This is a genomic window from Candidatus Abyssobacteria bacterium SURF_5 (assembly GCA_003598085.1).
In the GTDB taxonomy this organism is placed as follows: Bacteria; Abyssobacteria; SURF-5; order SURF-5; family SURF-5; genus SURF-5.
Map to the genome: position 1 here is coordinate 55,584 of QZKU01000128.1, position 25,801 is coordinate 81,384.

Annotated in this window: 22 protein-coding genes; 16 read left to right on the forward strand and 6 right to left on the reverse strand. The window is 52.5% G+C overall.

The genetic code is table 11. The annotated features are described in order from the left end of the window. The first annotated feature begins 292 nt into the window (after positions 1-292). The 5 genes from C4520_18855 to C4520_18875 all read left to right on the forward strand — a co-directional run bounded on the left by C4520_18855 (position 293) and on the right by C4520_18875 (position 5,164). Positions 293-1,327: a nitrate reductase gene (locus C4520_18855; protein ID RJP16077.1), complete on the forward strand. Its 1,035-nt coding sequence runs from the start codon at positions 293-295 to the stop codon at positions 1,325-1,327. After that, positions 1,324-2,931, forward strand: coding sequence for a (Fe-S)-binding protein (locus C4520_18860; protein RJP16078.1), 1,608 nt, complete (start codon positions 1,324-1,326; stop codon positions 2,929-2,931). The genes C4520_18855 and C4520_18860 overlap by 4 nt, the downstream gene beginning before the upstream one ends. 61 nt (positions 2,932-2,992) lie before the next feature. After that, positions 2,993-3,409 carry a response regulator gene (locus tag C4520_18865; GenBank protein RJP16206.1) on the forward strand — a complete coding sequence of 139 codons (417 nt, stop codon included), beginning with the start codon at positions 2,993-2,995 and terminating at the stop codon, positions 3,407-3,409. 379 nt (positions 3,410-3,788) lie between these two features. Further along, a complete protein-coding gene (locus tag C4520_18870) occupies positions 3,789-4,601 on the forward strand; it encodes an alpha/beta hydrolase (protein ID RJP16079.1) in 813 nt (270 codons plus the stop codon). Between the two features lie 269 nt (positions 4,602-4,870). Beyond that, positions 4,871-5,164, forward strand: a complete 294-nt coding sequence (locus tag C4520_18875) for a DUF1540 domain-containing protein (protein RJP16080.1) — start codon at positions 4,871-4,873, stop codon at positions 5,162-5,164. A 98-nt stretch (positions 5,165-5,262) separates the two neighbouring features. Here C4520_18875 and C4520_18880 read toward each other — a convergent pair whose 3' ends face one another. Next, positions 5,263-6,990 (reverse strand): HAD family hydrolase, encoded by a 1,728-nt coding sequence (locus tag C4520_18880; protein ID RJP16081.1) that lies wholly within the window; start codon positions 6,988-6,990, stop codon positions 5,263-5,265. 3 nt (positions 6,991-6,993) lie between these two features. Between C4520_18880 and C4520_18885 the strand changes: the two genes are divergently transcribed. The 4 genes from C4520_18885 to C4520_18900 all read left to right on the forward strand — a co-directional run bounded on the left by C4520_18885 (position 6,994) and on the right by C4520_18900 (position 9,362). Then, positions 6,994-7,176, forward strand: coding sequence for a hypothetical protein (locus tag C4520_18885; GenBank protein RJP16082.1), 183 nt, complete (start codon positions 6,994-6,996; stop codon positions 7,174-7,176). Positions 7,177-7,487: 311 nt separating this feature from the next. After that, a complete protein-coding gene (locus C4520_18890) occupies positions 7,488-8,138 on the forward strand; it encodes a hemolysin III family protein (GenBank protein RJP16083.1) in 651 nt (216 codons plus the stop codon). 6 nt (positions 8,139-8,144) lie between these two features. Next, positions 8,145-8,330, forward strand: a complete 186-nt coding sequence (locus C4520_18895) for a hypothetical protein (GenBank protein ID RJP16084.1) — start codon at positions 8,145-8,147, stop codon at positions 8,328-8,330. A 9-nt stretch (positions 8,331-8,339) separates the two neighbouring features. After that, positions 8,340-9,362 (forward strand): 2-dehydropantoate 2-reductase, encoded by a 1,023-nt coding sequence (locus C4520_18900; protein RJP16085.1) that lies wholly within the window; start codon positions 8,340-8,342, stop codon positions 9,360-9,362. Positions 9,363-9,493: 131 nt separating this feature from the next. Here C4520_18900 and C4520_18905 read toward each other — a convergent pair whose 3' ends face one another. Beyond that, a complete protein-coding gene (locus C4520_18905) occupies positions 9,494-9,823 on the reverse strand; it encodes a hypothetical protein (protein RJP16086.1) in 330 nt (109 codons plus the stop codon). A 229-nt stretch (positions 9,824-10,052) separates the two neighbouring features. Continuing rightward, positions 10,053-11,216 carry a hypothetical protein gene (locus C4520_18910; protein ID RJP16087.1) on the reverse strand — a complete coding sequence of 388 codons (1,164 nt, stop codon included), beginning with the start codon at positions 11,214-11,216 and terminating at the stop codon, positions 10,053-10,055. Positions 11,217-11,770: 554 nt separating this feature from the next. On the opposite strand from C4520_18910, the gene C4520_18915 reads away from it, so the two are divergent. Further along, positions 11,771-14,260 carry a hypothetical protein gene (locus C4520_18915; protein RJP16088.1) on the forward strand — a complete coding sequence of 830 codons (2,490 nt, stop codon included), beginning with the start codon at positions 11,771-11,773 and terminating at the stop codon, positions 14,258-14,260. On the opposite strand, the gene C4520_18920 is transcribed toward C4520_18915, so the two are convergent. Further along, entirely contained in the window at positions 14,199-16,241 is a 2,043-nt protein-coding gene (locus C4520_18920) for a hypothetical protein (protein ID RJP16089.1), read from the reverse strand. The genes C4520_18915 and C4520_18920 overlap by 62 nt on opposite strands. A 179-nt stretch (positions 16,242-16,420) precedes the next feature. Between C4520_18920 and C4520_18925 the strand changes: the two genes are divergently transcribed. Genes C4520_18925 through C4520_18950 form a run of 6 tightly spaced genes read left to right on the forward strand, consistent with a single transcriptional unit; the run spans position 16,421 to position 23,128 of the window. After that, a complete protein-coding gene (locus C4520_18925) occupies positions 16,421-16,888 on the forward strand; it encodes a hypothetical protein (protein ID RJP16090.1) in 468 nt (155 codons plus the stop codon). Next, complete coding sequence (locus C4520_18930) at positions 16,885-18,519, forward strand: radical SAM protein (protein RJP16091.1); 1,635 nt, start codon at positions 16,885-16,887, stop codon at positions 18,517-18,519. The genes C4520_18925 and C4520_18930 overlap by 4 nt, the downstream gene beginning before the upstream one ends. Beyond that, positions 18,516-20,384 carry an HAD-IIIC family phosphatase gene (locus C4520_18935; GenBank protein RJP16092.1) on the forward strand — a complete coding sequence of 623 codons (1,869 nt, stop codon included), beginning with the start codon at positions 18,516-18,518 and terminating at the stop codon, positions 20,382-20,384. The genes C4520_18930 and C4520_18935 overlap by 4 nt, the downstream gene beginning before the upstream one ends. A gap of 16 nt (positions 20,385-20,400) precedes the next feature. Continuing rightward, positions 20,401-20,655: an acyl carrier protein gene (locus tag C4520_18940; GenBank protein ID RJP16093.1), complete on the forward strand. Its 255-nt coding sequence runs from the start codon at positions 20,401-20,403 to the stop codon at positions 20,653-20,655. A 20-nt stretch (positions 20,656-20,675) separates the two neighbouring features. Continuing rightward, the gene (locus tag C4520_18945; GenBank protein ID RJP16094.1) at positions 20,676-22,133 is read left to right on the forward strand and encodes a hypothetical protein; all 1,458 of its coding nucleotides are present in this window, start codon (positions 20,676-20,678) and stop codon (positions 22,131-22,133) included. Beyond that, entirely contained in the window at positions 22,133-23,128 is a 996-nt protein-coding gene (locus tag C4520_18950; protein ID RJP16095.1) for a hypothetical protein, read from the forward strand. Before C4520_18945 ends, C4520_18950 begins: the two co-directional genes overlap by 1 nt. 220 nt (positions 23,129-23,348) lie before the next feature. On the opposite strand, the gene C4520_18955 is transcribed toward C4520_18950, so the two are convergent. Next, positions 23,349-24,836: a hypothetical protein gene (locus tag C4520_18955; GenBank protein RJP16096.1), complete on the reverse strand. Its 1,488-nt coding sequence runs from the start codon at positions 24,834-24,836 to the stop codon at positions 23,349-23,351. Between the two features lie 152 nt (positions 24,837-24,988). After that, the gene (locus C4520_18960) at positions 24,989-25,741 is read right to left on the reverse strand and encodes a hypothetical protein (GenBank protein ID RJP16097.1); all 753 of its coding nucleotides are present in this window, start codon (positions 25,739-25,741) and stop codon (positions 24,989-24,991) included. Positions 25,742-25,801: the final 60 nt, after the last annotated feature.

The following is a 25,801-nucleotide window of genomic DNA, read 5'->3' on the forward strand; positions in this document are numbered from 1 at the left end:
TTGGTTCTGTCTTGTTAGGGTTCAATCTCAACAAAATGTTGCATTTGTGGAATATTTGTGCTATCCTTTGTGCGAGAACTGTGACACCCGCTCTTGCTGAGGATGGTGACATTAGGGGATGTCGGTTCAGGAATCAGCGGCAAGAGTGTCATGGTTTGGCCGGGCGGTCAAGCAGTTCCCGTATAAGCACCCCGCGGGTTGATAAGGATCCGGCCGTAGCTGTAGAGGAAGATTAGATGAATTCCCGCTCTGACGCATACCCGGAGTACAAGGAAAGGTTTCTGTGCCTGCAGTGTGCGCTTTTCGGTCTCCGATCACCCATATGTGTCGATGCAGGGAGAGGCGCCACCCAGAAGGAGAGACACGCATGATTCTCACCGCAGCACTCCATGTTTTCAGTTATGCAGCATTCGCCGTGTTTGTAATCGCCGTGGCTGTCCGGTACCATCGGATTCAAAGCATGCCGCTCCACCTCAGGTGGGACCTGTATCCGGTCGCGCATGAGGGAAAGCGGGCGCATTACGGCGGTTCATATTTCGAAGAGCTCGATTGGTGGACGAAGCCGCGCGAATTTTCACTGGTGGGCGAGCTGAAGGGAATGCTCCCGGAAATGCTCTTCATGAAAGCGCTGTGGGAGCACAACCGCCCGCTGTGGTTCCGCTCGTTTCCATTTCATTTTGGGCTGTACCTGCTGATCGGATGGGCCGGCCTGCTTCTGATCGGTGCGATCGCCGAGGTTGCGGGCGTGGCCGTATCTTCCGAGGGGGGAGTGGGCGCGCTCATCCATTACCTTACGATCCTTGCAGGCGCTTTCGGTTTTATTCTTTCGATCATTGGAGCCGTGGCCTTGTTGCACCGGCGACTGACGGACGAGGAGGTTGACGGCTACACGTCGCCGGCGCACATCTTCAATCTATCGCTCTTCATTCTGGCTCTTGCTGTCGGGTTCCTGACGTATATACTGGCCGACCAGACTTTCTCGCTTGCGCGCGGATATATACGCAGCCTCATAACGTTCAATCTGACGACGCCGATCGGCAGCGGAGCGGTGGCGGCGGAATTCCTTCTGTTTTCGATTCTGGTCGCGTATGTCCCGCTCACGCACATGTCTCACTTCTTCACGAAGTATTTCTTCTATCACAAAATCCGCTGGGATGACGAGCCGAATTTCAAAGGCTCGCGCATCGAGAAAGAGATCACTCAGGCGCTGGGTTACCGGGTGAGCTGGTCTGCGCCTCACTTGAAAGCGGACGGCAAGAAGAATTGGGCCGACATTTGCACCGAAGAAGTCGATAAGGAAGTCCGAGAGGAGGCCAAGAAGAAATGAAGAAAACGAAAAAGATAAAGGTGGAAGATATCGGGAAGGCGAACGGGAAGCTGACTCACACCGACCCAAAGGATTTTATGCCTTTGCCGCCTCCCTACGATAATCCGGAGAATCTGCCGCCGTGGGATCCGCTCAAGAACAGCGACAGCGTCGAGGCCTCGCTCGACGACACGATCGCCGTCGCGATCCCGAAGCCGAAAAGCAAGCAGGAAGAAGAGGAACTGGTGAAGAAGTTCCTCTCCGGGCTCGAGAAGCTGTTCACGAAAGAAAATAACTGGCCGTTCCTCCAATTGCTGACGCTGACGATGGAGCATTGCGCGAAGTGCCAGACGTGCTCCGATGCGTGCCATATTTTCGAGGCCAGCGGAAGAAACGAAGTGTACCGGCCTTCCTATCGCTCGGAAGTGTTGCGGCGCATCTATAATAAGTACCTCAAGCCGGGCGGAAAATTTTTTGGGCGCTGGAAACACGGCCCCATCGATTTGAACTGGACCACGGTCTCGAGGTTGGCCGAGCTATCGTACCGGTGCAACATCTGTCGAAGATGCGCGCAGACGTGTCCGATCGGCGTCGACAACGCTCTGATCACTCACGAGCTTCGCAAGCTGTTCAGCCAGGAACTCGGCATTGCGGCGCGCGAGTTGCACGAGAAGGGATCGATGCTGCAGCTTCGCGTCGGCTCGTCGACCGGCATGAACCCGCTGGTGGTCAAGGATAACATGGAGTTCATCGACGAGGACATGACCGAGAAGACCGGCATGAAGATCGAGACGCCGTGGGACAAGGTCGGCGCCGATGTGCTCCTGATTCACAATGCCGGCGAGATCATGGCGTGGCCCGAGAATCCGGGCGCGTTCGCTGTCATCCTCGAGGCGGCGGGTGTCAGTTGGACTCTCTCGAGCGATATTCCGGCGTATGACGGAATCAACTACGGGTTATGGTATGACGATTTCCAGCTTGCGCGCGTCGCCATCAAACACGCGCAGGCCGCGAAGAAGCTGGGAGTGAAGAAAATCGTTGTTGGCGAATGCGGGCACTCGACGAAGTCGCTGATGGTGATCGCCGACCGCGTGCTGACGGGCGACCTGAACATCCCGCGCGAGAGCGCGATGACGTTTCTCGAGGACATCGTTTTCAGCGGCAAGTTGAAGCTCGACCCGTCGCGGAACGATTTTCCCGTAACCCTGCACGATCCGTGCAACATGGTGCGCCTGATGGGGATCGTCCAGCCGCAAAGACGCATCCTGAAATATATTTGTCCGAAGTTCCGCGAGATGACGCCCTGCGGCGTGAACAATTACTGCTGCGGCGGCGGCAGCGGATTCGCCATCATGAGCGGGTACAATTTCCAGACATGGCGCAACCACATCTCGGGCCGCAGGAAGCTGCAGCAAGTACTCAACGCTTTCAGCGATGATTTGAGTCCGGAGACGCACAAGTATCTGTGCGCGCCGTGCAGCAATTGCAAAGGGCAGTTGCGCGACCTGTTGTTTGCGTATGACGCCTGGGAGAAATGCGGTATCCTGTACGGCGGGTTGGTTGAGCTTATCGTGAACGCGATGTCGGACGTCAACCCGGGTTTTATCGAATGGGAATGGCATTGATTACCCCGGCGCTTCCGAATGTTCCATAAGAGCGCGTCGAATAGCGGAAAGGACGATGAAGATGGCGGACGCAAACAAGAAGAAGAAAATCCTGGTGCTCGACGATGAGCCCGATGTGGTTACCTATCTCGTGAGCTTGTTCGAGGACAACGATTATGTTGTTGTTTCGGCAATGGACGGAAACGAAGGTCTGATGAAGGCGAGATCGGAGCGGCCCGACCTGATTACGCTGGACATTTCGATGCCTGAGAAATCCGGGATTCGATTTTACCGGGAGATACGGGCCGACGATAATCTGAAAGGTATTCCGATTGTGGTTGTAACAGGAGTATCGAGCACGCAGGATGGCGGAACCGGAGAAGACTTCAAACGGTTTCTTGGAAAACAAAAGCACGTCCCGCCGCCCGAAGGTTTCATCATGAAGCCCATCGAGCGGGACGAACTGTTGGGTACCGTGAGGAAGCTGCTGGAGAATTAGTCAAATCAGTTAAGGCGGTCAGGCGGCAGGCATTTTTCATATTGCCCTCTCTCAGGTATTTCCGCTTGACCGCCGTTTCGTTTCTATCCCGGCGTCCCACCCTCCGCCTCGGCAAAACCGCCACACGCTTTCCTTCCTTCCGGAATTCTCGTATAATTTCATGCAATTGGCGGCGGAGAAGCTTTTGATGGACGATGTGGACGACATGGACGATGTGGACGACATGGACGAGGTGGACGGCAGGGACGAGGTGGACGGCAGGGCGGCAGGGACGGACACTGACTAACACGGACGGACACGAACGATAAAGACGGCACGGACGAACACTGACGAAAAAAGTAGAGTTTAAAGGAGCGGGACAGCGTCGGTTTGAAGGTTGATGAGGAGAGGGTTTTGGGGTATGGCCGCAGCGAGTGGGGACGGGGCCGAACTGTACTATGAAGAATTCGGGCAAGGCGAGCCGCTGGTGATGGTTCCCGGGCTGGGGGCGCATTCGCGCATCTGGGGGCCGTTCCCGAAGATGCTGGCGGAGCGGCGGCGCGTGATTGTATACGATCCGAGGGGACTCGGCCGGTCGGCTGCGGACAGTCGTCCGCTTTCCCTTGAGTTAATGGCTTCGGATGTCGCCGCGGTGCTTGATGCCTCCGGCGCTGAGAAGGCCGATGTGCTCGGCGCCTCGCTCGGGTCGCTCGTAGCGCTGCGGTTCGCGCTGGACTTCGGCAGGCGCGCCGGCAGACTTGTTCTGGTCACTCCGGCTCCAGTTCGCACGCGGTACGGCGATTGGCTGGTGCAAACGCTGCGGCTGCTAGCCGAGCGGGTTTCGCCGGAGGAATTTATTCAGGCGCTGATGTTGTTTTCATTTTCGCCGCCGTTCTTCGACAAAAGCTACGGCATGATCAAGGAAGTGGGCCGGATGTTGGCGCCGTCGCATTCCGAGATGGAGCAAATAAAGCGGCAGTTGGAGATGCTGAAAGATGTCGAATTGCCGCAGGATCTTTCCGCGATTGATGTTCCTGTTCTTATACTTGCGGGGCAGCGCGACGTGCTTGCCCCAATTGAGGCTGCTCGCCGCCTGGCCTCAAAACTGCGGCGCAGCGAGCTGGTCTCGTTTCCGGATGCGGGGCACAGCCCGTTTGTCGAGTCGACGGAGAAGGTCATACAGGAAATCGAGCGGTTTCTGCAGCGAACATAACAATCGGCGCTTCGTGTAAGGTACATGTCGCCGCGGTAAATCCCGAATTGCTACAACCATTGCATAGTCTGATAGATCCCCACGCAGAGAAATTCCCTCAGTCCTCCTCTTTGAAGTCGCCGTTTTAGGCGAATGAACGCAGTTGGAGGGCAGCTCGCGCAGCAAGTCAGGCCGCCTCTGAGGCATTCCGCTACTAGCCATCGTTTTCGGTTCATGCTAAATTAGCTATTAATAAAAACTGTTACGTTTATGTCAAGGAGGGATATGCGATGAGAGTCGTTTGTGAAATTCCGCAGGTGAAGCAATGTAAGGTGAGCGAATGCGGCTACAATCGGGATAAAGCCTGTCATGCTCTGGCGATCACGGTGGGTGAATCCGACAATCCGAAATGCGGGACATTTTTCAAATCGGACACCCATACATCAACGGAGCAACTTGCCGGTGTCGGGTCGTGCAAAGTCTCTTCATGCTTCCATAACGCCGATTTTGAATGTCATGCCGACGGCATAACGGTGGAGCGGAATGGCGGGACTGCGTTGTGCATGACATACAGGAGGCGGTAAATAGAGGGAAGTGGTAGGGACAGGCCCCTAGCCCACGAATGCAACAAGAGAGGATGCTGTAAATAAGATCAGTCTCTTTAGGAGGGCGGTGTAATAGGTCAGAGTGCCAAAGTGAAGTACCTGATGAGGGCATGGATATCCGGGAAACTCAGATCGGCAGTGGATGAGTATACCTTTTTGTCGTCGTAGAGGATGCAGACCCATCCGCAGCCCGCATCGCGGCAGGCGAGGATATCGTAGAGCGAATCGCCCACACACAACGTCTTTTCGAGGCGCGCGTTCATGCGCCTGACGGCCTCGGCGACGGGTGCACCCGATGGCTTGTAAAGGCCCGAGTCCCGCGTGATGACGACATCGAAGGCGAGTCCGAACTTCTCGATGAGGTAATGAGCGTTCTCATCCGAGTTGTTGGTGACAAGAGCGGTTTTTATGCCTTTTCTCTTGAGGAGGGCGAGCAAGTCTGCTGCGCCCTCTTTTACATGCGCGATAATGCTGGCCGAGCGCTCGATCTCGCGCAGCTCCGCCAGCCTGGATTCTCTTTCGGGCTCCTGAAGGTTGTTGAGATGTTCGATGATGGAGCCGGCGCCGACATTGAACTGCGTGCGCATGGCGGCCCAGTCGTAGGTGGAGTGGATCACGGTGCCGTCCATGTCGAACACGACGGCCTCGAGCCCTTCCAGCAGTCTTGCCTTCAGGATTTCATCCCGCTCGAAGCGGGGCACAGCCGCAGGTAAATCTTTAAAATCCCCCTTAATCCCCCTTTTCCAAAGGAGGAAATCGCCGGGTTCTTTCATGGCGGGCTTTTTCGCGCCAGCTTCTTTCACGCCGGGTTCCTTCACACCGGATTCTTTCGTGGCGGGTTCCTTCACACCGGGTTCCTTTACGCCGGGTTCTTTCGCGCCGGGTTCTGCGTTCAGCGCTCTTCCGATCCAGGTGAAGGGGACGTTTTTTTCGGCGAGCGCCCGCTCGAGTTCTTCTTTTCCCTCGGGCGAACATCCGATGAGGAGGCTTCCCGATCCGATGAGTCCGAACGGATTCATCCCGAAATCGGCGCACACCATTTTCGTTGCAGGAAGTATAGGGATGCTCTCGGGGTCAACTTTCAGGAGAAGGCCGGATGCCGCTTCCATCTCATGCAGTGCCTCTCCGATGCCGCCTTCGGTTATATCGTGGAGCGAGGTGACAGAGGGGGACTTGGCGGCTGTTGCTGCTTCGGGGAGGATACTGAGCCAGTTTTCTCCGGCGGCGGAACGAAACTCATTGACAAACTCAGGTCCATGAATGTCGCGCAGGCGATCCTCGAAATCTGTGAGAAGGATGGTCGTTCCCTCGAGACCGGCCCATTTGGTCATGCCGATCAGATCGCCATGCCGGAGTCCGCCGGTCGTGATCGGTCGTCCGGCGACTTTTCCGAGCATAGTTCCCGCGATGATGGTTTGTGGCAGACCGGCGGTCACCTCGGTGTGTCCGCCGATCAAGACGATTCCCATCGTTTCGCACGTCGTCCGGATTTCATCCAGGAGTTCATAGATGGAGTCCTCCTCCGCGTGCTCGGGCGAAATAAGGATGATGGCGGTGAAATAGAGGGGGGTCGCTCCGCGGACGGCCACGTCATTGGCGTTCACGAAAACCGACAGCTTGCCCGCGTCTTTTGAAGTGAACGTAATGGGGTCGGAAGCAACCGCCCAAATTTCGCCGCCGACCTGAATGAGAGCGGCATCCTCTCCCTCGGCCGGCCCGAGCAGGACCTCCGGCGGCAATTTGGCGCTCACTTTCTGCGCAATCTTTTTCCAGGGTATTTTGCCCGTCAAGAATTTGTCTTTCATTGGTTGGATCCAGGAAGAATAACGGAATTATCGCTTCCGATAAAATTATATCAGATAGCGGGCGGCATCAAAAGTCCCGAAGAGCTCGTGCTGACATTCGATTTGTTCGAGGAGGCGGGAGGGACAGGCGCCGGAAAAAAGGGGCATGAACCGTTCGTGAGCAGCCTCGTTGTCGTTTCTCTTTAATTTGTTCGAAGGCGGCGAAGATTCTCTGTTTTTCTTCAGGTCGCATGAATTCTGCGGGTAGCGGCGGTCTGGGGCGTCCCAAGCTGTTGTGGCAGTGGATAAGTGATGGACGGTTCTGGAGGACATTTTGACCGAGTTCGGCGCCCCTGCAATGGGACCCTTGAATTGCTGGTTTTTTTCGCGATGGGCCTCCGCGCGTTAAGGTGTGATTGCAATGCAGGGGTGGGCGCGACTATAATGGATTGATTGATGGATTGGTATGACTGTTGGTGCCGGGAAGGACGCAATTCTCTTAAGGAAACAGATGCCGCATGGCCAAGAACCTGAATAATCTGCAGCAATACAGCGCGGGCGAGGAAATTTTCAACAGCGTTACGCATGGGATCGGCGCGCTTTTGAGTGTCGCAGGGCTCGCTGTCCTGGTGGTGTTTGCCGCATTGCATGGTGACAGGTGGCATGTTATCAGCTTCTCCATATTCGGCGGTTCGCTTATTTGCCTTTACGGAGCCTCCACGCTCTATCATGGTTTTTCCCGGCCCTCCATAAAAACTTTCTTCAAGAAATTGGACCACTCCGCGATTTTTCTTCTCATTGCGGGCACATACACGCCGTTCATGCTCGTGACTCTGAGAGGCGCTTGGGGGTGGAGCCTGTTCGGTATCATCTGGACGATGGCCGTTGCTGGGATCTGTATTAAAAGCGTCAGCGGTTTCAAGTTCCGAAAGTTATCGGCCCTTGTCTATCTTTTCATGGGGTGGCTCGGCGTTGTGGCTATAAAAGAAATCATCAGCGCCGCACCACCGCCGACTGTGGCGCTGCTCGTGGTCGGCGGGCTGTCATACACGGCCGGCGTCTTGTTTTATTTGTATCGAAAACTTCCGTTCAATCACGGCATCTGGCACATGTTCGTCCTTTGCGGAAGCGTCTCGCACTATTTTGCCGTCCTCTTTATCCTGCGGTAAGAGGGATTGGGCGGAAAATCCGTTTTTCATCCCTATCCGCTGCCGGATACCCGCTTGGACCTGCCCTCTCGACATCAAGCGCCGATGGAGGATTTCCTGTTCCCGAAGCTGGTCCTGGATTTCTCGGGCCGAAATGTCGTAGAATGGCCCCGAAATGTCGGGTTATGTGTGGGGGGCTGGATCGAAAGTTAACCGGAAGAAATGGAGCAAGAAATGCGCATTGTTGTCTATGGTGCGGGCGCGATCGGCAGCATTATCGGGGGCTATCTTCATAATAGCGGCTGCGAAACAGTCCTGGTTTGTTCGAAGGCGCACGCCGATGCGATTGGCCGCAATGGATTAAAGATTTCGGGGGTGCAGGGGGAGTATCTGCTGCGAGTCACGGCAGTCGCGGATGTCTCCCAAGTTGTTTTTCGGGATGACGACGTGGTCTTTCTCACGATGAAGACATTCGATACCCGCGCCGCAATCGACGCGCTCGGTGAGGCGGCCCGGCGCTTGCCGGCGGTCTGTTTCCAGAACGGCGTGAGGAATGAGGAGATCGCTGACGGCAGGTTCAGCAGGGTGTATGGCGGCATCGTGTTCTTCGGCGCGAAATACCTGGCGCCGGGCTCGGTGGTTCATACGGCCGACAACAGCCTCGGGATTGGAGTGTATCCAAAGGGGCTGGATGATACAGTCGAGAAGTTGGACGCAGTATTAACGAAGGCCGGATTCAGCGTGACTCAATATCCGGACGTCATGGCGGTCAAGTGGTCGAAGCTTTTCCGGAATCTGAATAATGCGTTATTTGCCGCGACGAACCTGTCGGTGCTCGAAGGGATCAAGTACGAGGATTCACGCTTTGTGATGGCGGACATACTGGAGGAAGCTCTGCGGGTGGTCGAGGCCGAAGGGATTGAGATTGTGCCGCTGGCGGGGCATCAGCCTCCCGACAAGATGCTGGAGCATTTGCGCCGGCCGGGCACGCGCGGTTTCGAGATTCCAACGAACGAGGAGGAGATGCTGCGACCGAGCACGTGGCAGGACCTGTACTTGATGCGCGGGCGCACGGAGATCGAGTATTTTAACGGCGAGATCGTTCGCCTCGGCAAAAAGCACGGGATCCCGACGCCGCTCAATAAGCTGCTGGTGCGGGTCGTAAATGAGATGGCGGAGAAGAGGCAGCGCCCGGGGGCGGTAAGCGTGGCGCAGTTGAGGGAGATGGCGGGGAAAGGGTCGTAAATTTTTGCGCCGCGTCCGGGAGAGGCTTTGGAGTGCGGATCGGCTGCGGGGCCCGTTGTCGGAACGGTCAGACCTGCCGGGACAGGACGGCGCGGTGGCAAAATGTAATGATGTAAGACCCCGTTGGCCCCTCACCACTTCTTGAAGATGAAGAAGACTGCGCCGAGAATGAGGACGAAGCCGACGATGTAATTCCACCGCAGTCCCTCCTTCAGGTACCAGACGGAGAAGACGCAGAAGACGCTGAGGGTGATAACCTCCTGGATAGTTTTGAGTTGGGCCGCAGAGAAATACGCGTGTCCGATGCGGTTGGCGGGCACCTGAAAACAGTACTCGAGGAAAGCGATCAGCCAGCTTGCGACGATAACCTGCCAGAGCGGCAGGTTTTTGTATTTGAGGTGGCCGTACCACGCGAACGTCATGAAGATGTTGGAGATTGTCAGAAGGAGGATAGTACTCATATATTTTAGTTCAAGGTTCCAAGTTCAAGGTTCAAGGTTGTTTGGACTCTGGATTTGGATCAAGTGAGATCGAATTCTTGTTCTCGTGAATTTGTGAGGCAGTTTTTAGAGGAATGGCCTTTTCGGGATGGATTTCCACCGCTCCGAACGATGTGTCAGTTCCGGAGAATAGCATTGCGGGGACAGGAAAGGAGTGTGTGCACCATGACCGTCGAGAAGGTGCTGTGCCTTAGCTGTAGTAACCATATTTTTTCACTGATTCGATCATGGCTTTGACGTTTTCGGGGTTGGCGTTGGGCGGAATCTCGCAACCCGCGCCAAGGATGAAGCCGCCGTTCTTGCCGGCGTGTATTATCAGTTTTCTGCAGTAATCGCTTACCTCCTCCTTGCCGCCGAAGGCGAGCATGGTTGCGGGCACGTCTCCGAAGATGCAGCAGTGGCCGCCAATGACTTCCTTGGCGCGCAGGATATCGGTTCGGCCGTCGAATTGAAGGACTACCTTTGCCCGCGGGAACTCATGCAGATGGTCGAGGTTCTTATCCCAGTTCCCGTCGCAATGAAGGATCGGCGTGATGCCGCGCGCAATCAGGTCTTCGACGATCTTCTTCAGGGGCGGCAGGGCGTATTCTTTGAAATGACGGGGCGACATGAAATCGTTCGAGGTTCGATGGCAGAATACGAGTGTGCGGCGAATGCCGGTTCTGTGGGTGAAGTAATGAGTAAGCTGGACGTAGCCTTCGGCGAGCGCCATGGCGGCGTCCCGCAACTGTTCGGGTCGCTCCATCAGATCGTATGAGAACTCGATGACGCCGCGCGACATCGAGAAGGTGTCGAACGGCGCCTCCGCGCACAGGCCGTGCTGGATGGCGACGCCTCGATCCTGCCATTTCCGGAACTCGTCGCGCCAGTAATTTTTCTGCTCGAGCAGCTTCAAGAGGATTCGGATTCTGGCGGCGATGCCGGTTGCGGGGGTTCTCTGGACCCTGCCGGCGAGAGTCAGCATGAAATTGAGATACTTCAATCGAGAGGGCAGCAGGCTTCGGATGATGCGCAGGTATTCATCCGGTCCCATGATTTCCTCCTCGATCACCTGGCAGATATTGTCGGGCGGCAGGTCGATGCCGGGATACTTGATTTTCATCGGCAGCACAAAGACGTACGCGTTCGGATTCACCGGATTGATAGGGTAATAGATGTCCCAGGGGCCGAGTTCGGAGAAACATTTGTCGATGGCAGACGCGTATTTTTGGGGATCGGACCAGAGCTCGTGGACAGTGATGCCGGCATAGAACGCGGCGAAATAATAGATCATCGGCGCGACCGGTACGCGGTCGGGCGCGCCGAGCCGTATCACGGTCTGAAGCCGCTCTTCTGAAGTCAATGTGTCGCGCATAGGAATTTCAGGAGGGATCTTCGAAATGTTTCATTAGGAAAGGAATATAGCAGGTTCGCAGGAAATATTCAAGTTGGATGCTATTGGTGGTGATGTAAGATTTCTTGTGCAAAAAGAGGAATGGGATATCTTGCTTGAAAACTGTCGTGGTTTATGAAGTTGCCTTGCGGGGCAACCAACCAAGAAAGAGAAATATAGGGACAGACACCATATTAATATATATAACAAGTGTGAATGCAATGTGTTATGAAGTATCAGGCCCAACTTAATATGTGAATGCCATTTATCATGAGTGAAATTGCCCCGCCGCGCCCTCAGTCTTACAAACTGACTACGGGACGGGCCCCTGCATTTTTAGTGAGAATAACTATTCAATTCATTGAAGAAATACGCAGATAAGTCCTAACATAATGTCATTATGATGGTTACAAATATAAATATGGTGTCTGTCCCCATATTTTAGGGCTGGGATGAAACAGGATGAGAAAGCAGTCGCGGTGTGATATTTGCGGATTTGGGGTGGGAAGGCCTGTCAGCTTTGACAAGCTGGTAAAGTGTGTGGTAATCTTAGTTTTTGCAGTATCTTTGGGGTTTTCAGCCGTGCTGCCAAATTTTACCGCGTGAATTTCCACTTGAAAAAGGCTATTCCATACTTCTTCAGCATTTTCCTTCTGGCGGTTGCAGTTGGTGTGTATTGGCATTTTAATGTCATAAAGCCCGCCATTATTCCTGCGCATCATACGAATCTGGACGCTTACAATCTTTATGTCCCTTTTTATGCGTATACGGCTGAGTGCCTTCGCAATCTCGATCTTCCTTTATGGAATCCGTACCAATTGTGTGGAGTGACCTATCTCGGTGTTCTGCAGGGCGCCGTTTTTTATCCTCCTGTTCTTCTGTTCGCATTCATTTCACCCGCGCAAGCCTATTCATTCTATGTGATGCTGCACATGGTTCTGGGGGGGCTGTTTCTTATTCTGCTGATGCGGCACCTGAAGGTGTCGTGGATCGGTTCAGTTGCGGCGGCAGTTACGTTCATATTTTGCAGCAGCACCGTTTCAAACATTTTTGGCCCGGCTTTTCTGGCAAACAGCGTCTATTTCCCACTGATGCTCCTGTTCGTCTTAAAGGTTTTTGAGACCGGCAGGGTTAAATGGGCGCTCGCGCTTACGGCGGCCGTTTTGCTGCCGCTGCTGGCGGGGTGGATACAGGCGCTGGTTTACTGCGTGTACGCGCTCCTTGCATTTGTTATCGCCATTGTCATTCGCTCGCTGTTTGCGGGCGCATCTGAAACCCGATATATCAGACGGGGGCTGATTCTTTTGGCGGTCAGTGCGTGTCTATTTTTTGTTTTGGCAGCGGTGCAGATACTTCCGGTCATGGAGTTGGGGCTGCAGTCGACGCGCTCATTCGATCAGATGTCCGAGGAAATGGTAACCATCAGGAATACGGCCATATATGGTCCGTATCGAATCGTCTATGATCTGGTCAATTCCCGAGGCGGGATCCTTCCGTTTTTTCTTTACGTGGGCGTGTTTCCTCTTTTGTTTGCGCTCCTTGCCCTGGGGAACAGGAAGTTGCGCTTTTTTGTCCTTTTCTTCTACGGGCTTGCCGGCTGTGCAGTGCTGTTGTCGATGGGGCCGCAGACACCGCTGCACGCGCTTTCCTTGAGTCTTCCCTTGATGAAGATGTTCCGGGCGCCATTCCGATTTCTGTTCCTGTACGCTTTTTCGGCGGCGATATTATGCGGCATCGGATTGGATGTACTGCTGGCGAGGGTGCGGTCGCTGGACGCCGTTCGGGCGAGACGAGCCATACTGGGCGCCACTGCAACGGTTGTTTTCTTTGCAGTTCTTCTTGCAGTCTGGCCGGCGGAAGAGACGGGCGGGGAGTCTTTGCGTAACGTTCTGTTTGCGGCATCTCGATGGCCGCTCTATCTGTTGGCATTTTCTGTCGCTATTCTAATCTTTCTCGTTCTTCCGATAAACGATCGGCTGAGGCGATATGCAGTCGGCGCGACGAGTCTTCTTTTGATTCTGATCGATCTTTTCGCCGCGAATCATAATTATTTTTATCTGCCCGAGAAAAATCCGGAGTTGTTCGGGAGACATGATCGCGTGATAGAGAAGCTGAAGACGCTTATGGATATTGACAATTGCAGGGTGTTTGTCGCGGCGGATTTTCTCGATTTCTCGTATAACATAAAAGCCGGCCAACTAAAGAAAATTTCGATGGTGACGGATTATGAGAATATGAATCCGACCTTATACAACCGCTACTGCAATTACATTTTTGGAAGACAGGACCAGCGGAGCAGGGAATTTTTTTGGGGATGGTTCAATCTGGACGAGAAGCCGGTGCATCCTGAGTTTTTGGATTACATGAGCGCGCGCTACATCTGGGTCAGCCGCTCGTATGCGGAGGATGGCTCACAGGCTGTCAAGGAGAACGTACTTTCCATTGCAGGCGGCAATGTTGTGTATGCGGACGAGGAGAATCTGGTGTTTTTGAATGAGAGGGCGATGCCGCGCGCGTATATCGTTGGGGGAATCCGGGAGGCCGATTCCGAAGAGCATCTGCTTGAGGTACTGGCGTCTGACGAATTCTCACCTTCCGAGGAAGTTGCCGTTTTAAGAGGGGCGGTGGCTGCGACAAGTGGAGGAGCTATGGCTTCCGCCGGGTCAAAGGCCGTCATCGTCTCGATGGAGCCGGAGGAGGTACGCATAACGGCGTATGCCGACGGCGCGGGCTATCTGGTTTTGACCGACCAGTATTATCCAGGTTGGGAAGCGACCGTGGACGGCAGACGGGTGGACATCTTCCGGGCCAACTTTCTGTTCAGGGGGATTCCCCTGGAAGCGGGGGAGCATGAGGTTGTGTTCCGATACAGGCCGAAGAGCTTCATGATTGGCGCGGGGGTCTCGACGGCAGGAATTGCGGCTCTCATTGCGTGGGCGGTTTGCGGCAGGGCGCGGAGCAGAATCAGTTTTCGACGGCGGCTGAAAGAATCTCCCCGGGAAGGCGTCGCGGCCGCATCACGGTAAAGTATCCGATCGTCGCAACCGGTTCATACAGTTCCGCAACGGCGCCGGCGATTTCGGGATATTCCGATGAATAACCCTCATATGAGAGAATGTCGTTTGAAAGGCTCGGCATTCGCGAGATAATAACGAGCTTCGGCAGGTTTGTTCTGATTTGGTCCGCTGTCATTCGTATCTCTTCCTCTGAAAAATAACCCGGCCACAGATACACGAACTTTGTCGGCGCCATCCTCTGAGTGAGCACGTTGACGATCACGAGCGAGGGCAGCGAAGCGACGGTATCGGTCGGCGCGGTGTTGGCCCGCACGTATTCGATGAGTTCCTTGAACATCTGCGCATAGCCGGTGTCGAAAAAGATTTGTCCGCCCTCGACATCCATCCGTGAGATCGGTCTCGACTCGAGCGACCAACCCGCGGGAACGCGCTTGAATGCCAGCAGCAGCCGCGCCTGATTTACGGCCCGTCCTGCGAACAGGAGAAAAAGGGGAACCGCGAGGACGGCTATCGCCGCGACGCGAATCGATAAAAGGCGGGATTCGATTCTTGCGGATGCGATGAGCCGATGGACAAGGAAGAATGCGAGCGGAATCCATGGGGCGAATCCGAAGGTGAAATGATTCAGGTCCGCATAAGGAAACGTTTGCTGGAAGAGGAGAACGGCGTAAACGAACAGGCACAGCGAGAACAGGACCTCCTTTGAGGCGGCATTTTTCTTGACGTTCCGGATCAGGAAGATTGTGAAAACGGCGGTGATCGCCGCCGGGAAATACAGGTAAATGTTCAGGTCCCATCGCTTCGAGAGGAAATACCTGAAAGCGGCTCCCTCGACTATCCAATTGGCGAACAGAATCAGAAGAGCGGCGGCCGCTGAAGAGCAGATGATGACAACTCCTCGATTTGCGCGATTACGGATCATGATGTGGCCGATAGCTGCGAGCGCGGCAAGAAAGGCCGGGAACAGAAACGAAATCGGAGAAAATGTCGGGAAGGCGACGACCATCTCGTTGAGGCGCCAGCTTTGTCCGATGAGAAGGACGTTTCGGAAAAGGTCGAGCCAGCCCACCTTTGGCGCGAGATAGCAGAACCATGCCGCTATGAGAGCAATGAATCCGCCGGACAAGACAAGTTGATAGAGTACGAGGTTTCTGAATGAGGAGCGGGCTTCGGTTCGGTAGTAGGGGCGGTTGAGCAGCCACAGGAGCAGACCGGCGAGCAGGAGGGCCGGCAGATGCAGAAAGGCGATGTTGCTGACGGTGTGCCGCGAGACGTAGGCAAGTGGGAGTGCGGCGGCGAGCACGAGGACAAGAAGGAATTCGGCCGACCGGGCGACGAGGCAGTCCGCATGGTTTCCTCTTCTCCAGAACAGGCCGATCAGGCCGTAGGATGCGAGAACGAATACGCCGATGCTTTGTTTGAAGGTGAAGGCTGCGCCCGCGGCAATTCCGGCGAGCAGAACAGGCAATAATCTGTCGTTCTCGACGGCTCGGATGAGAACGCAGAGGCCGGCGAGCCCGAACGGAACGGCGTACCACGAGCTGTAGGGGATATTCAGGATCGGCGGTCCCCAGAAGAGGAAGAGGAGCGCGCACAACGCGGCGAGATGATTGGGCATGATCTTTATGGCGATGAAAAAGAGCAGCAGGCTGCTGAGAACGGTGACGAAAGCGAGGCCGTACTTGACTGCGAGCAGGTCGGGTCCGAAGAGTGTGAAGAGGAGTCCGTTGACGAAGTAAACGCCGGGCGGCCAGAACGGATCGAAATCGAGATACGGCGTTTTCCCGAGCGAAAGCAGGTACGACTTGTAAAGGATGAATCCCTCGTCCGAATGATGCCACGGGACGGGGAACGAGAGTTCGAAGGGAGCGGCGAGGATGGCGGCAATCAGGATGAGAGGAAGAAGGAAGAGGAGAAGGACATTCGGTTTTGGATTTTGGATCCCGGATCGGTGTCCGGGACAAGCTTTGGATTTTGGATTATTATTCATACAAGGTTATCGCACGAAGAAGGGGACCCCTGTCACGCCAATGATTATAACATAAATGCATTAATGATTTTACATGGATTTTCTAAATGGATTTGATTGACAAGTATCTGAGCTGAAAATATAATTGTTACCAAGTAAGAAGCGCGCCTTCTTATTTAAAGCGGCAAGTTTCTGAAAGAATTCAGTTTATTGCATGGGGTGGCATCGTGGCGGGGATTGCTTCATTCCGTTTCTCGGATTTGAGCGAAGGGCAAGAATTTGCCTTTGATGTTGCAATTCGGGCGGAGGACATCGACACGTATGCCCGGGTGTCCGGCGATGTGAGTCCGTTGCACATGGATGCCGCTTTCGCAAAGCAGAGGGGGTTCCGCGGGAGAGTCGCACACGGCGGGTTACTCGGCGCTTACATCTCGCGAATGGTGGGCGTTCATTGTCCCGGACAAAATGCGCTGCTGCAGGCGCTGGACCTGAAGTTTTTGAAGCCGTTCTACGAGGGAGATACGGCGCACGTCACAGCGCAAGTGGATATGCTGTCGGCGGCAACGCAGGTGATGGTGCTGAAGGTACAGATAACTGATGCGTCGACTGGACAGGTCCATGTGCGGGGAAAGGCGCAGGTTGGCTTCACAAGGAGTATCGGGGAATGAAATCGGATGTTGATTTTATCCTGATTTCGCAGTCGGAGGTTGTGAATTACAGTCAATATTCCGAACTGCCTTTGGATAGAATCGACATGTACCGCGAACTGGTTTTTCCGCGGATGATATATTATCGAGATGCGTTTCGCTCACCGATCGATCTGCTCAACATGCTTCGGGACGGGGTTTCGTTTCAAGATGCCTCTTACGAGATGCGCAGGCGCCTGTTGAGTGTTTGGAATCTTCCCTCGCTCAGCGGCATGCACATTGCCAACTACCTTCTGGCGCACGGCTTTCAAACGTGCATCATCAATAACTTCGATGCTGAATTTGACCGTTTCCATGAAGTTTATACTGCCTGCAAGACGCCTCCTCTTGTGGGCATTTCATCAACATTTCATTTGAGTTTTTCAGAGCTCAAGCGGATTATCGGGCACTTGCGCAAGGTTGATCCCGAAATGGAAATTGTGGTTGGTGGAGCTTTTGCCAATGCAGTGGTGCAGAATGCGCCAGTGGAGCGTTTTGAGAAGCCGATGCGCAGATTCGGCATTGACTATATACTGCATGGGTTTAATTCGGAAACGGATTTACGGGATCTATTGATGAAAAGGGGCAATGGAGGACTACAAGATATATCGAATATGGCATACCTTGAGCGAAGGAATTCAGGGGATGCAATTTTCCAAACAACCAAGAGCCAATGGCATCCGGCAGTACTGAATGAGATGCCGGCGCTGTGGGATCAGCTCGATCTTCCGTTTGTCAACAGGACCGTTCAGCTTCGTACGTCTTCCGGCTGTCCTTTTTCCTGCGCATTTTGTTCGTATCCGAAGGTAGCGCACGGATTCCACCTGATGGATGCGGGAATTCTGGAGCGGCAGATACAGAGCGTTCTGAAGGTCCCCGGGATTCGGCAGATCGTCTTTGTTGATGACACTTTCAACGTGCCGCGCGTGCGATTCAAGGAACTATGCCGCTTATTCTCCAAATATGAGTTCGACTGGTTTTCCTTTCTGAGGGTCCAATTCATAGATGACGAGATTGCTCAGCTCATGCGCGAATCAGGCTGTCGCGCTGTTTACCTTGGGATCGAGTCGGCGAGCGATCAAGTTCTGCGGAACATGAACAAGCGGGCTACCAGAGAAGATTATGAGCGCGGGATTCGGTCTCTGCGAAAATATGGTATCCGCACAGTTGCGGCTTTTGTTATCGGATTTCCAGGAGAAAATGAGCGGACTCTCAGGGAGAACCAGGACTTCATTGAATCCTCGGGAATAGACTATTACACGCTGAAGGAATTCTACTACATGGAGCACACGCCGATTCATTCAGACCGGGAAAGGTACAAGCTAACCGGCTCGGGTAATAAGTGGTCGCATGAAACGATGAACTCAGTGCAGGCATACGAGGCGAAGATCGGGCTTTTTCAGGAAATCAAGAATTCATGTTTTATCGATCCTGACACCAGCCTGTGGAACCTGGTTGTGCTGCTGGATGCCGGCTTCTCTCTGGATCAAGCGCAACTCATCCAGCGAGAGATCAACGTTATCTTGAGGGAGCAACTGAACGGATCATATGACAGCAGTCATCCGGCCTTTGGCAGGCTCAAGGAGCTTGTAGCCGGTCAGGAGGCGCCATGAAGGCGGAGCAGAAGCGTGAAGAGATAAAGGCGGCCAAGTCGGCAAGCAAAGAGGGCAAGCACCAGGAGGCTTTCCAGCGACTGCGGGGGATCGCCGATCCTTACGATGATTTTTCTCTTCAGTCACGGTATGCGAAGGTATATCAAACGATTCGAGGGAATCTGGGTCTGCGGCCGATTCGGCTCGCTCTGGTTGGCGGGAGCACGCTTGAACATTTCTCCGATGTGCTTGCTTTCTGGCTCGCGATGGAAGGTTTTCGGCTGGAGTTGTACCTGTCGCCGTATGACACGATGCGCCAGACGATCCTGGATGCGGGAAGCGATCTGTACGCGTTTAACCCCGAGCTCGTCTGGATTTTCTGCACAGAGAAGGATGTTCGGATTTCCTTGTCCTCGGCCGCCGGCCATTCTCCCGAGATCATTTCGCAAGCCGTTCAGTCCGCCGTGCAAGAGTGTTCGGAGCTATGGCAGACAATCAATTCCCGCTGTTCCGCCTATATTATTCAGAATAATGCAGACCTGCCCTGCGAAAGGATTTTTGGGAATCTCGAATGCGCGGTCGACTGGAGCCGATTGAATTTGCTGCGCCGGTTCAATCTTGAGCTTGCCTCCCGATTGCGGGCGGGGATCACCATATTGGATTTCGAGTACATTTCTTCCGCGTTCGGGAAATATCGGTGGTTCGACCATCGGTACTGGTTCCACTCGAAGCATGCCTTTTCGTTGGATGCGGCGGGACTGGTCGCATTTCATGCGGCGCGGCTGATCGGCGCTCTAAAAGGCGCGGCGAAGAAGTGCATTGTACTGGATTTGGACAACACGCTCTGGGGAGGCGTAGTAGGAGACGACGGGCTTGCGGGCATCCGGCTGGGGGTTTCCGCGGACGGCGAAGCATTCGTAGCATTTCAGGAATATCTCAAGGGACTGGCGGATCGGGGAGTTTTGTTGGCAGTCTGCAGCAAGAATGAGGATGGAACTGCAAAAGAGCCGTTTCTGAAGCACCCGGACATGCGGCTGAAGCTGCAGGACATTTCCGTTTTTATCGCCAATTGGAATAACAAGGCGGATAACATCTGCACCATTGCAAAGACCCTCAATATCGGACTCGACTCCCTGGTGTTCATTGATGATAACCCTGCCGAGCGAGAGCTGGTTCGGTCGCTCTTGCCGATGGTGACGGTTCCGGAGATGCCGGAGGATCCCGCGGATTACATCCGAACGCTTGACCGGCTGAGCCTTTTCGAAACCGTCTCATTTTCGAGTGAAGACAGGAAGCGCGGGCAGATGTATCGGGAGAACGCCGCCCGTCAAGAGCATCAGGAGAAATTTACGGACCTCACGAGCTTTCTGGCGAGCCTGGATATGGAAGCCACGGTTGGGTCGCCTGACGCGTTTCATGTGAAGAGGATGTCGCAACTAATTAACAAGAGCAATCAGTTTCACCTGACCGGCACGCGCTACACGGAGAGCCAGATTGAAGGATTTGCCGCCGATCCGGATTATATGGTTCGCTATTTCAAGCTGAAGGACAAATTTGGCGATAACGGTTTGATCTCGGTTGTCGTCTTGAAGCGGGAGCAGGCGGATCTCTTGATCAACACGTGGGTGATGAGTTGCCGGGTGTTGTCGAGGGGGATGGAGGAATTCATCTGCAACGAGATTCTGTCTCTGGCCCGGAATGGAGGTTGCAGCCGCGTGCTCGGTTGCTATGTTCCCAGCAGCAAGAATCAGCTTGTTCAAGGATTATTTGGGAGGCTGCAATTCAGGAAGGTTTTACAGGAGGAGAACGGCGCAACGCATTGGGAATATGTATTGGAGCAAGGGAATCTGCCGTTCCAGACCCACATTCGCCGATCGGAGAGTTAGGGAAGGAGGGATAAGCTTGACAGTATCGGATGGAGAGAAAAGGAAAGCGATACGGGAGCGGCTGAATGTCGTGTTTCAGGAAGTCTTTGATGATGACGCGATAGAGATCTTTGATGAGATGACGGCCGAAGATATTGATGAGTGGGATTCGCTCATGCATATCACGCTGGTGGTCGCCGTCGAGAAGGAATTTGATGTCAGGCTGAACGCCGCCGAAATCGGCAAGCTGGAGAACGTCGGCGCCATGATCAGCCTGCTCCAGAATCGATAGGCAAATCAGGCCGGATTGTCATGCTCGTCAGTCCGGGAAAAAGACATATGAATCTCATTTCCTTTCGTTTCCTGGCTCTTGTAGCAGTTGGTCTGCTGCTCTTTCACAGCTTTCGCTCCCTCACCTGGCGGAGGCTCGTCCTGCTGGTCCTGAACGTGACGTTCATAGCGAGTTTTGCAAACAGCCCTCTTGATCTGTTTCCGCTGGCTGCATTTTTAATGCTCGGCTATCTTTTCATTTTGGTCGCGCACTCGCAGAAAAGCAGGATGAATTTTGTTGCAGGCATATTTCTGCTTTTGCTGGCATTCGTTTATCTGAAGAGATATTCACTCTTCGATTTTCTCCAGTTCTGGGAGAATCCATATGTCGTAGTGGGGCTGTCGTTCATATTTTTTCGGGTGGTCCAGATCTTTGTGGATACGCATCAAGGAGCGCTGGTGGAGCGCATTTCTGCATTGGAGATGTTCAATTACTGCTGCAATTTCCTGACGTTTGTTTCCGGCCCCATCCAGCGTTTCCAGGATTATCGCGAACAGGAGAAACAGCTTGCGTCCATAAATATCACAGATCGGACAGCATATCTTGCATTCTCGCGCATTACGAATGGCGTCATGAAATTGGCGCTTATTTCGACGGCCTTCGAGTGGTTATTTGAATGGATGAAGATTCATTCCGGAGAGGCATCCTATCTTTGGGCGACTTATGCCGGCGCAGGCCTGAGCTATTTTTTGCAGTTATTTTATAATTTCTCCGGTTACATGGATATCGTTGTCGGAATCGGATTCCTGTTCGGATTCAAATTGCCGGAGAACTTCGACTCACCGCTGGATTCAGAGAATTTTCTGGATTTCTGGAGCCGCTGGCATATCACACTTTCGGAGTGGTTCAAGCTGTACCTGTTCAATCCGATTGTGAAAGCTTTAACTCGTCGTTGGATGCGAATGGGTCTGGTCCCATACTTCGGTGTGTTCGCGTACTTTGTCACGTTCTTCCTCATGGGAATGTGGCATGGGACTACTTTCATGTTCATGATTTATGGCCTGTTTCTTGGTCTGGGGATGGCCATCAATAAATTCTATGAGATCGAAATGCGGGCGCTGCTGGGGAAGGCGCGATTCAAGAAGCTTCGGGGGAAGTTTTTGTACAGAATATTTTCGAAGAGCCTTACGCTTACATATTTTGCAATCGCTCTCACCGCTCTCTGGATGAAATGGGATACTTTCACCTACGTCCTTGGGCGCCTTGGCTGGATTGGCATTCTCGAGAGCCTGGGTCTATTTATTTTGGTAATCGGCTTCATTCATGTAGGTTATATGGCGGTACGCATCTTTTTGGCTCGTTTTCGTGACCATCTGGGAGAACTGGATCAGAGCCGTTCATTTCAGCAAATACATCTCGCCGCTCGCGTGGTTATCGTGATTTTATTCTTGATCTCGTCACAAATCTCGATGCCGAAATTGATTTACGGTGGTTTCTGATGAGAGCCATCCTGCGACAAACGGTGCGGTTATTTGTTTGTGTGCTCCTGCTGTACTTCATTCTTGCTCTTCTGACGGAGGTTATCTCGCTGAGGAAGAGGTACGTTGATATTGGTGATGAATGGAGAGACGCATTTCCCTTTCTTACCTTTGACGTCTGCAGATTGCAGCGCAATGAAAAACCAAAGCTGATCATCCTGGGGTCATCAAACTGCATGGTCGGATTCAGGCCGGAACATTTGCAGCCTCTGTTTCCTGAATACGAAGTGGCCAATCTTTCGATTCCCGGAGCAAACATGTCCGATATTCGGCAAATTGTGGAATTACTTCAGTTGCTTTTGCCGCGTCATGTTCTCGATAAATCTCTTTTCTTTGTCGGAATGTGGTATGGGTCGTTTTCCTGGGAACGGTCGCCCGTGGTTAATGAGTCGCTGGTAAAAATAGGCCTTTACAAATGGAATGGCGAAAGCATTCAAAGCGTTGTTCCCGCTGAAAATATGGACCTGTTCGTTCGATTGCTTCGTCCTCTTGTCCTGTGCAGAGAGTTGTTGGAACGAACAAGAGAGGCTTTCATGAATGTCGGTGCTGACAGCTTTCTGCCCGAAGGCACGGAATGTGGAGCGAATTCTGAAGAAAAGACCATAGGGCTCCTGCAGTATTACGAATCATTCTACGGTGGGCATGCTGCAAGCGAGTTTAACGAATTGCTGGCAATTTGCGACCTGATTGAATCTGGCGGAGGCGAGCTTGTGCTTATTGACATGCCGCTGCCGCGATGGCATCAGGAGGCGTCACTCTTTCATTTTGAGTATCAACAGCGGAAACAACCGTTTCTGGAGGAAGCTCTTCAATATCAATGCGTAAAATATATAGATATGATTGATGATCCTGATTTGTCGGATGAAATGAATTATCGTGACGCCACTCATGCGTGTGGGCCAGCCCAGGAAATGTGGAGCAGGGTTTTAAAGGCTCATTTCGAGCTGATAAGATGAGAGCTTTCAGCCTGTATTATAACACTTAAGCCTCAAGCAGAACGCAATTCAAGCTCAACCTGTACGCTCACAAGACCCCTCTATTTCTCACATAGGTTACAGCATAAATGTTCTTGCATCTCTTCTTGCAACAAATTATTTATGATGAGAAAAGTTCCCTACTTTTAAACTTAAGAAGACAGAGGTTTTTTATCGTGTGAGCCTAGTTCGACTTCATCTGCTACTCACATACGGGTAAAGAGTATGTAATCACAAGATCAGCGGCATTCGCATTATTGTAGCTGCTCTCCACCCCATAAAATTGTCTATATTGAGGAATGGTAGAGGGATATACGGCACGTAACCCAAAATATCGAGACTCGGGATCTTCTGGATTATATTCAGTATCATAGATCCTTGCCCGGACTAGAGCTGCAATAGGTGGAGATTGAACTATCTCATCCTTAAAGATTTGAGATGGTAGCTCCCAATAAACTACATCCTCCGATCGCGGACTGATATTTAGCAAGGCCTGATCATCTACATAAGGTGAGAATCCCACAACATTCCATATGCCGTCAGGAGCTAACGCTTCCAGTCGAACCATCACGGCATCATTATCAAAGTCAACAGAGGATTTCACCTTTATGTAAGCATCCTCTATGATCGCTTCTACTGGAATGTCAAGTTCCCATCTCCAGAAGGGATGGTATTCAGAAACCGCATAGCCAGCCCACAGATCACCATAACGATCGACTTTATTAAACCAATGAACGCAATTTCGACACTGCTGAGTGGGCTGCCAAAACCCCATGGCAAATGTGTCGTCGTAAATGCCTTTCACTCTATAAGTCTTTGTAACTGGTCCGCTACCACTGAATACTGTTCCTGTATTATGTGCAACTATATGGTCTTCCAGGTTAAATGTGCAGAGGCCATTGTGGAGCACATTACTTACAACAACATTCTCGACGCAAGCAGAATCCAACCGTAGAGATGCAGCTGTTCTCGTATTATACGTGGAACCTTCTTGGAGGACGTTGCCGGTGAAAATATTATGATTACCTCTTGACAAAACTGTCTCTATGGCGGCGCCTGGTGTCCCTGGGACTGGTGTTCCGAAGAAACAGCCGGATACTCTCATTTCCGATTGCTCTGCCTTTAGCGCATGACTCTTGGTATTCTCCACAATACAATTAGTAATTACCGTACCGGATTTTTCAACACCGCCTATATAGAATCCACAGTTATCCGAATCTGAGATGTTTAGATTTTCAAATTCGCAGTCTGCGGCCGTGCAATTAATCGCGTCGACCCCGGTTCCTGAAGAAGATACTTTCAGATCACATATCTTCACCTGTGTCCCCGAGACTGTAATTGAGGGGTCAATCCCATTGCCGTTAATTTCCGTGGACTTTCCTTGCCCTTGGAGGACTATATTAGAAGAGCTAATGACGATGCTTTCTGAATAGGGCTTCCGGTCTGCGATTACTATGCCGCCGCCAGACGATTCGCAAGCATTTATAGCCAGTTGCAGTGTTCCGTAGTTCCAGGCTTTAATGATGTAGATGTGGTCTGCTGTCGCAGGGGTTGTCAATCCTGCAGAGAGTAAAATGACGGCTAATGCGGCAAAAGGAAATATTCTGGCGTAAGGATCTGACTTTTTCATTCTACCCCCCTGGTTTTGGCCAATTCTCATGGGTGTGTAGGAGTGGAAGTAATCTACCATAATGATTGTCGCCTGTCAAGGAGAATTTTAAAGTATGGCGTTCCAGCAAATAACAATGTGACACAGCATCCCATTTCAGCAAAAGTAAGGGTGATGCAGACTTTCGATCGTGATGAGCGCCTGATTTCAAAGGTGGTCTTCCCGAATAAATATCAATCATTCATGGATTGGAATGGGAAGTTAGAGGAAGTCAAGGTATCCTTCAAAAGAGTTTTCAGCAGGTCCCTCCCCGCTGAATTCAGATGAATGAGATCTATAAAATATTCCGGACCAATTGCGTCGGAAAGGTCTATGACCTGAAGATGACTACTTGTTATCATTGTTTTGAATATAATCATGTTTCTCAATATTTCGTTAATCAGGGGATCAGGACATTCATATTTTAACGGAAGTACAGGAGAAAGAATGAAAGTCACATTAGGGTGGGCCGCGGCAATGTCATTCCAAACGGGTCGAACATCTGTATTCTGATTAAGAAGCCAGAATTGTACTTGCATCAAGTCGGGCACCATGTTCGGAGCCTTCGCACCGATGGACTGACAGATATCCTTATAAATTTCATCATCTTCATCATATCTTCCATCATAGTTAAACTCCGGCAGGAAGGGAGGAAGGGGAAGATGAAATCTATCGAGCAGGATAATCCGCAGGGTCATCAATCCCCGGCGCAGGCGACTTCTGATTTCCGGCCGAGGCGGGCGCGGATCAAGGGCATCGCGAAAAGTTATGAAATAATATATACTGTCATCCGGCCTGCAATAATTCTCGATCACCTCGACATGCTCATATGTAAAACTTGCAGGGATTCCCAGATTCTGAAAATCTGCAAATTCACCAAGATAAGATGCATATGAACCGCCGACAATTACCTTTTTCGAGGCCGGCGAGTGTTGATATTTAAGCAAACGACGGTCGAAGTCTGATAGATGCCATTCCCAAGTATTCCTCGGAATTCTTGCCAGAGG

What these genes read in the sequence shown, in the direction of transcription:
- C4520_18920 (RJP16089.1), bottom strand. Translation starts at nt 16,241, where the DNA reads ATGAATAATAATCCAAAATCCAAAGCTTGTCCCGGACACCGATCCGGG.
- C4520_18950 (RJP16095.1), top strand. Translation starts at nt 22,133, where the DNA reads ATGAGAGCCATCCTGCGACAAACGGTGCGGTTATTTGTTTGTGTGCTC.
- C4520_18880 (RJP16081.1), bottom strand. Translation starts at nt 6,990, where the DNA reads ATGAAAGACAAATTCTTGACGGGCAAAATACCCTGGAAAAAGATTGCG.
- C4520_18875 (RJP16080.1), top strand. Translation starts at nt 4,871, where the DNA reads ATGAGAGTCGTTTGTGAAATTCCGCAGGTGAAGCAATGTAAGGTGAGC.
- C4520_18955 (RJP16096.1), bottom strand. Translation starts at nt 24,836, where the DNA reads ATGGTAGATTACTTCCACTCCTACACACCCATGAGAATTGGCCAAAAC.
- C4520_18865 (RJP16206.1), top strand. Translation starts at nt 2,993, where the DNA reads ATGGCGGACGCAAACAAGAAGAAGAAAATCCTGGTGCTCGACGATGAG.
- C4520_18930 (RJP16091.1), top strand. Translation starts at nt 16,885, where the DNA reads ATGAAATCGGATGTTGATTTTATCCTGATTTCGCAGTCGGAGGTTGTG.
- C4520_18935 (RJP16092.1), top strand. Translation starts at nt 18,516, where the DNA reads ATGAAGGCGGAGCAGAAGCGTGAAGAGATAAAGGCGGCCAAGTCGGCA.
- C4520_18910 (RJP16087.1), bottom strand. Translation starts at nt 11,216, where the DNA reads ATGCGCGACACATTGACTTCAGAAGAGCGGCTTCAGACCGTGATACGG.
- C4520_18905 (RJP16086.1), bottom strand. Translation starts at nt 9,823, where the DNA reads ATGAGTACTATCCTCCTTCTGACAATCTCCAACATCTTCATGACGTTC.
- C4520_18870 (RJP16079.1), top strand. Translation starts at nt 3,789, where the DNA reads ATGAGGAGAGGGTTTTGGGGTATGGCCGCAGCGAGTGGGGACGGGGCC.
- C4520_18945 (RJP16094.1), top strand. Translation starts at nt 20,676, where the DNA reads ATGCTCGTCAGTCCGGGAAAAAGACATATGAATCTCATTTCCTTTCGT.
- C4520_18860 (RJP16078.1), top strand. Translation starts at nt 1,324, where the DNA reads ATGAAGAAAACGAAAAAGATAAAGGTGGAAGATATCGGGAAGGCGAAC.
- C4520_18890 (RJP16083.1), top strand. Translation starts at nt 7,488, where the DNA reads ATGGCCAAGAACCTGAATAATCTGCAGCAATACAGCGCGGGCGAGGAA.
- C4520_18900 (RJP16085.1), top strand. Translation starts at nt 8,340, where the DNA reads ATGGAGCAAGAAATGCGCATTGTTGTCTATGGTGCGGGCGCGATCGGC.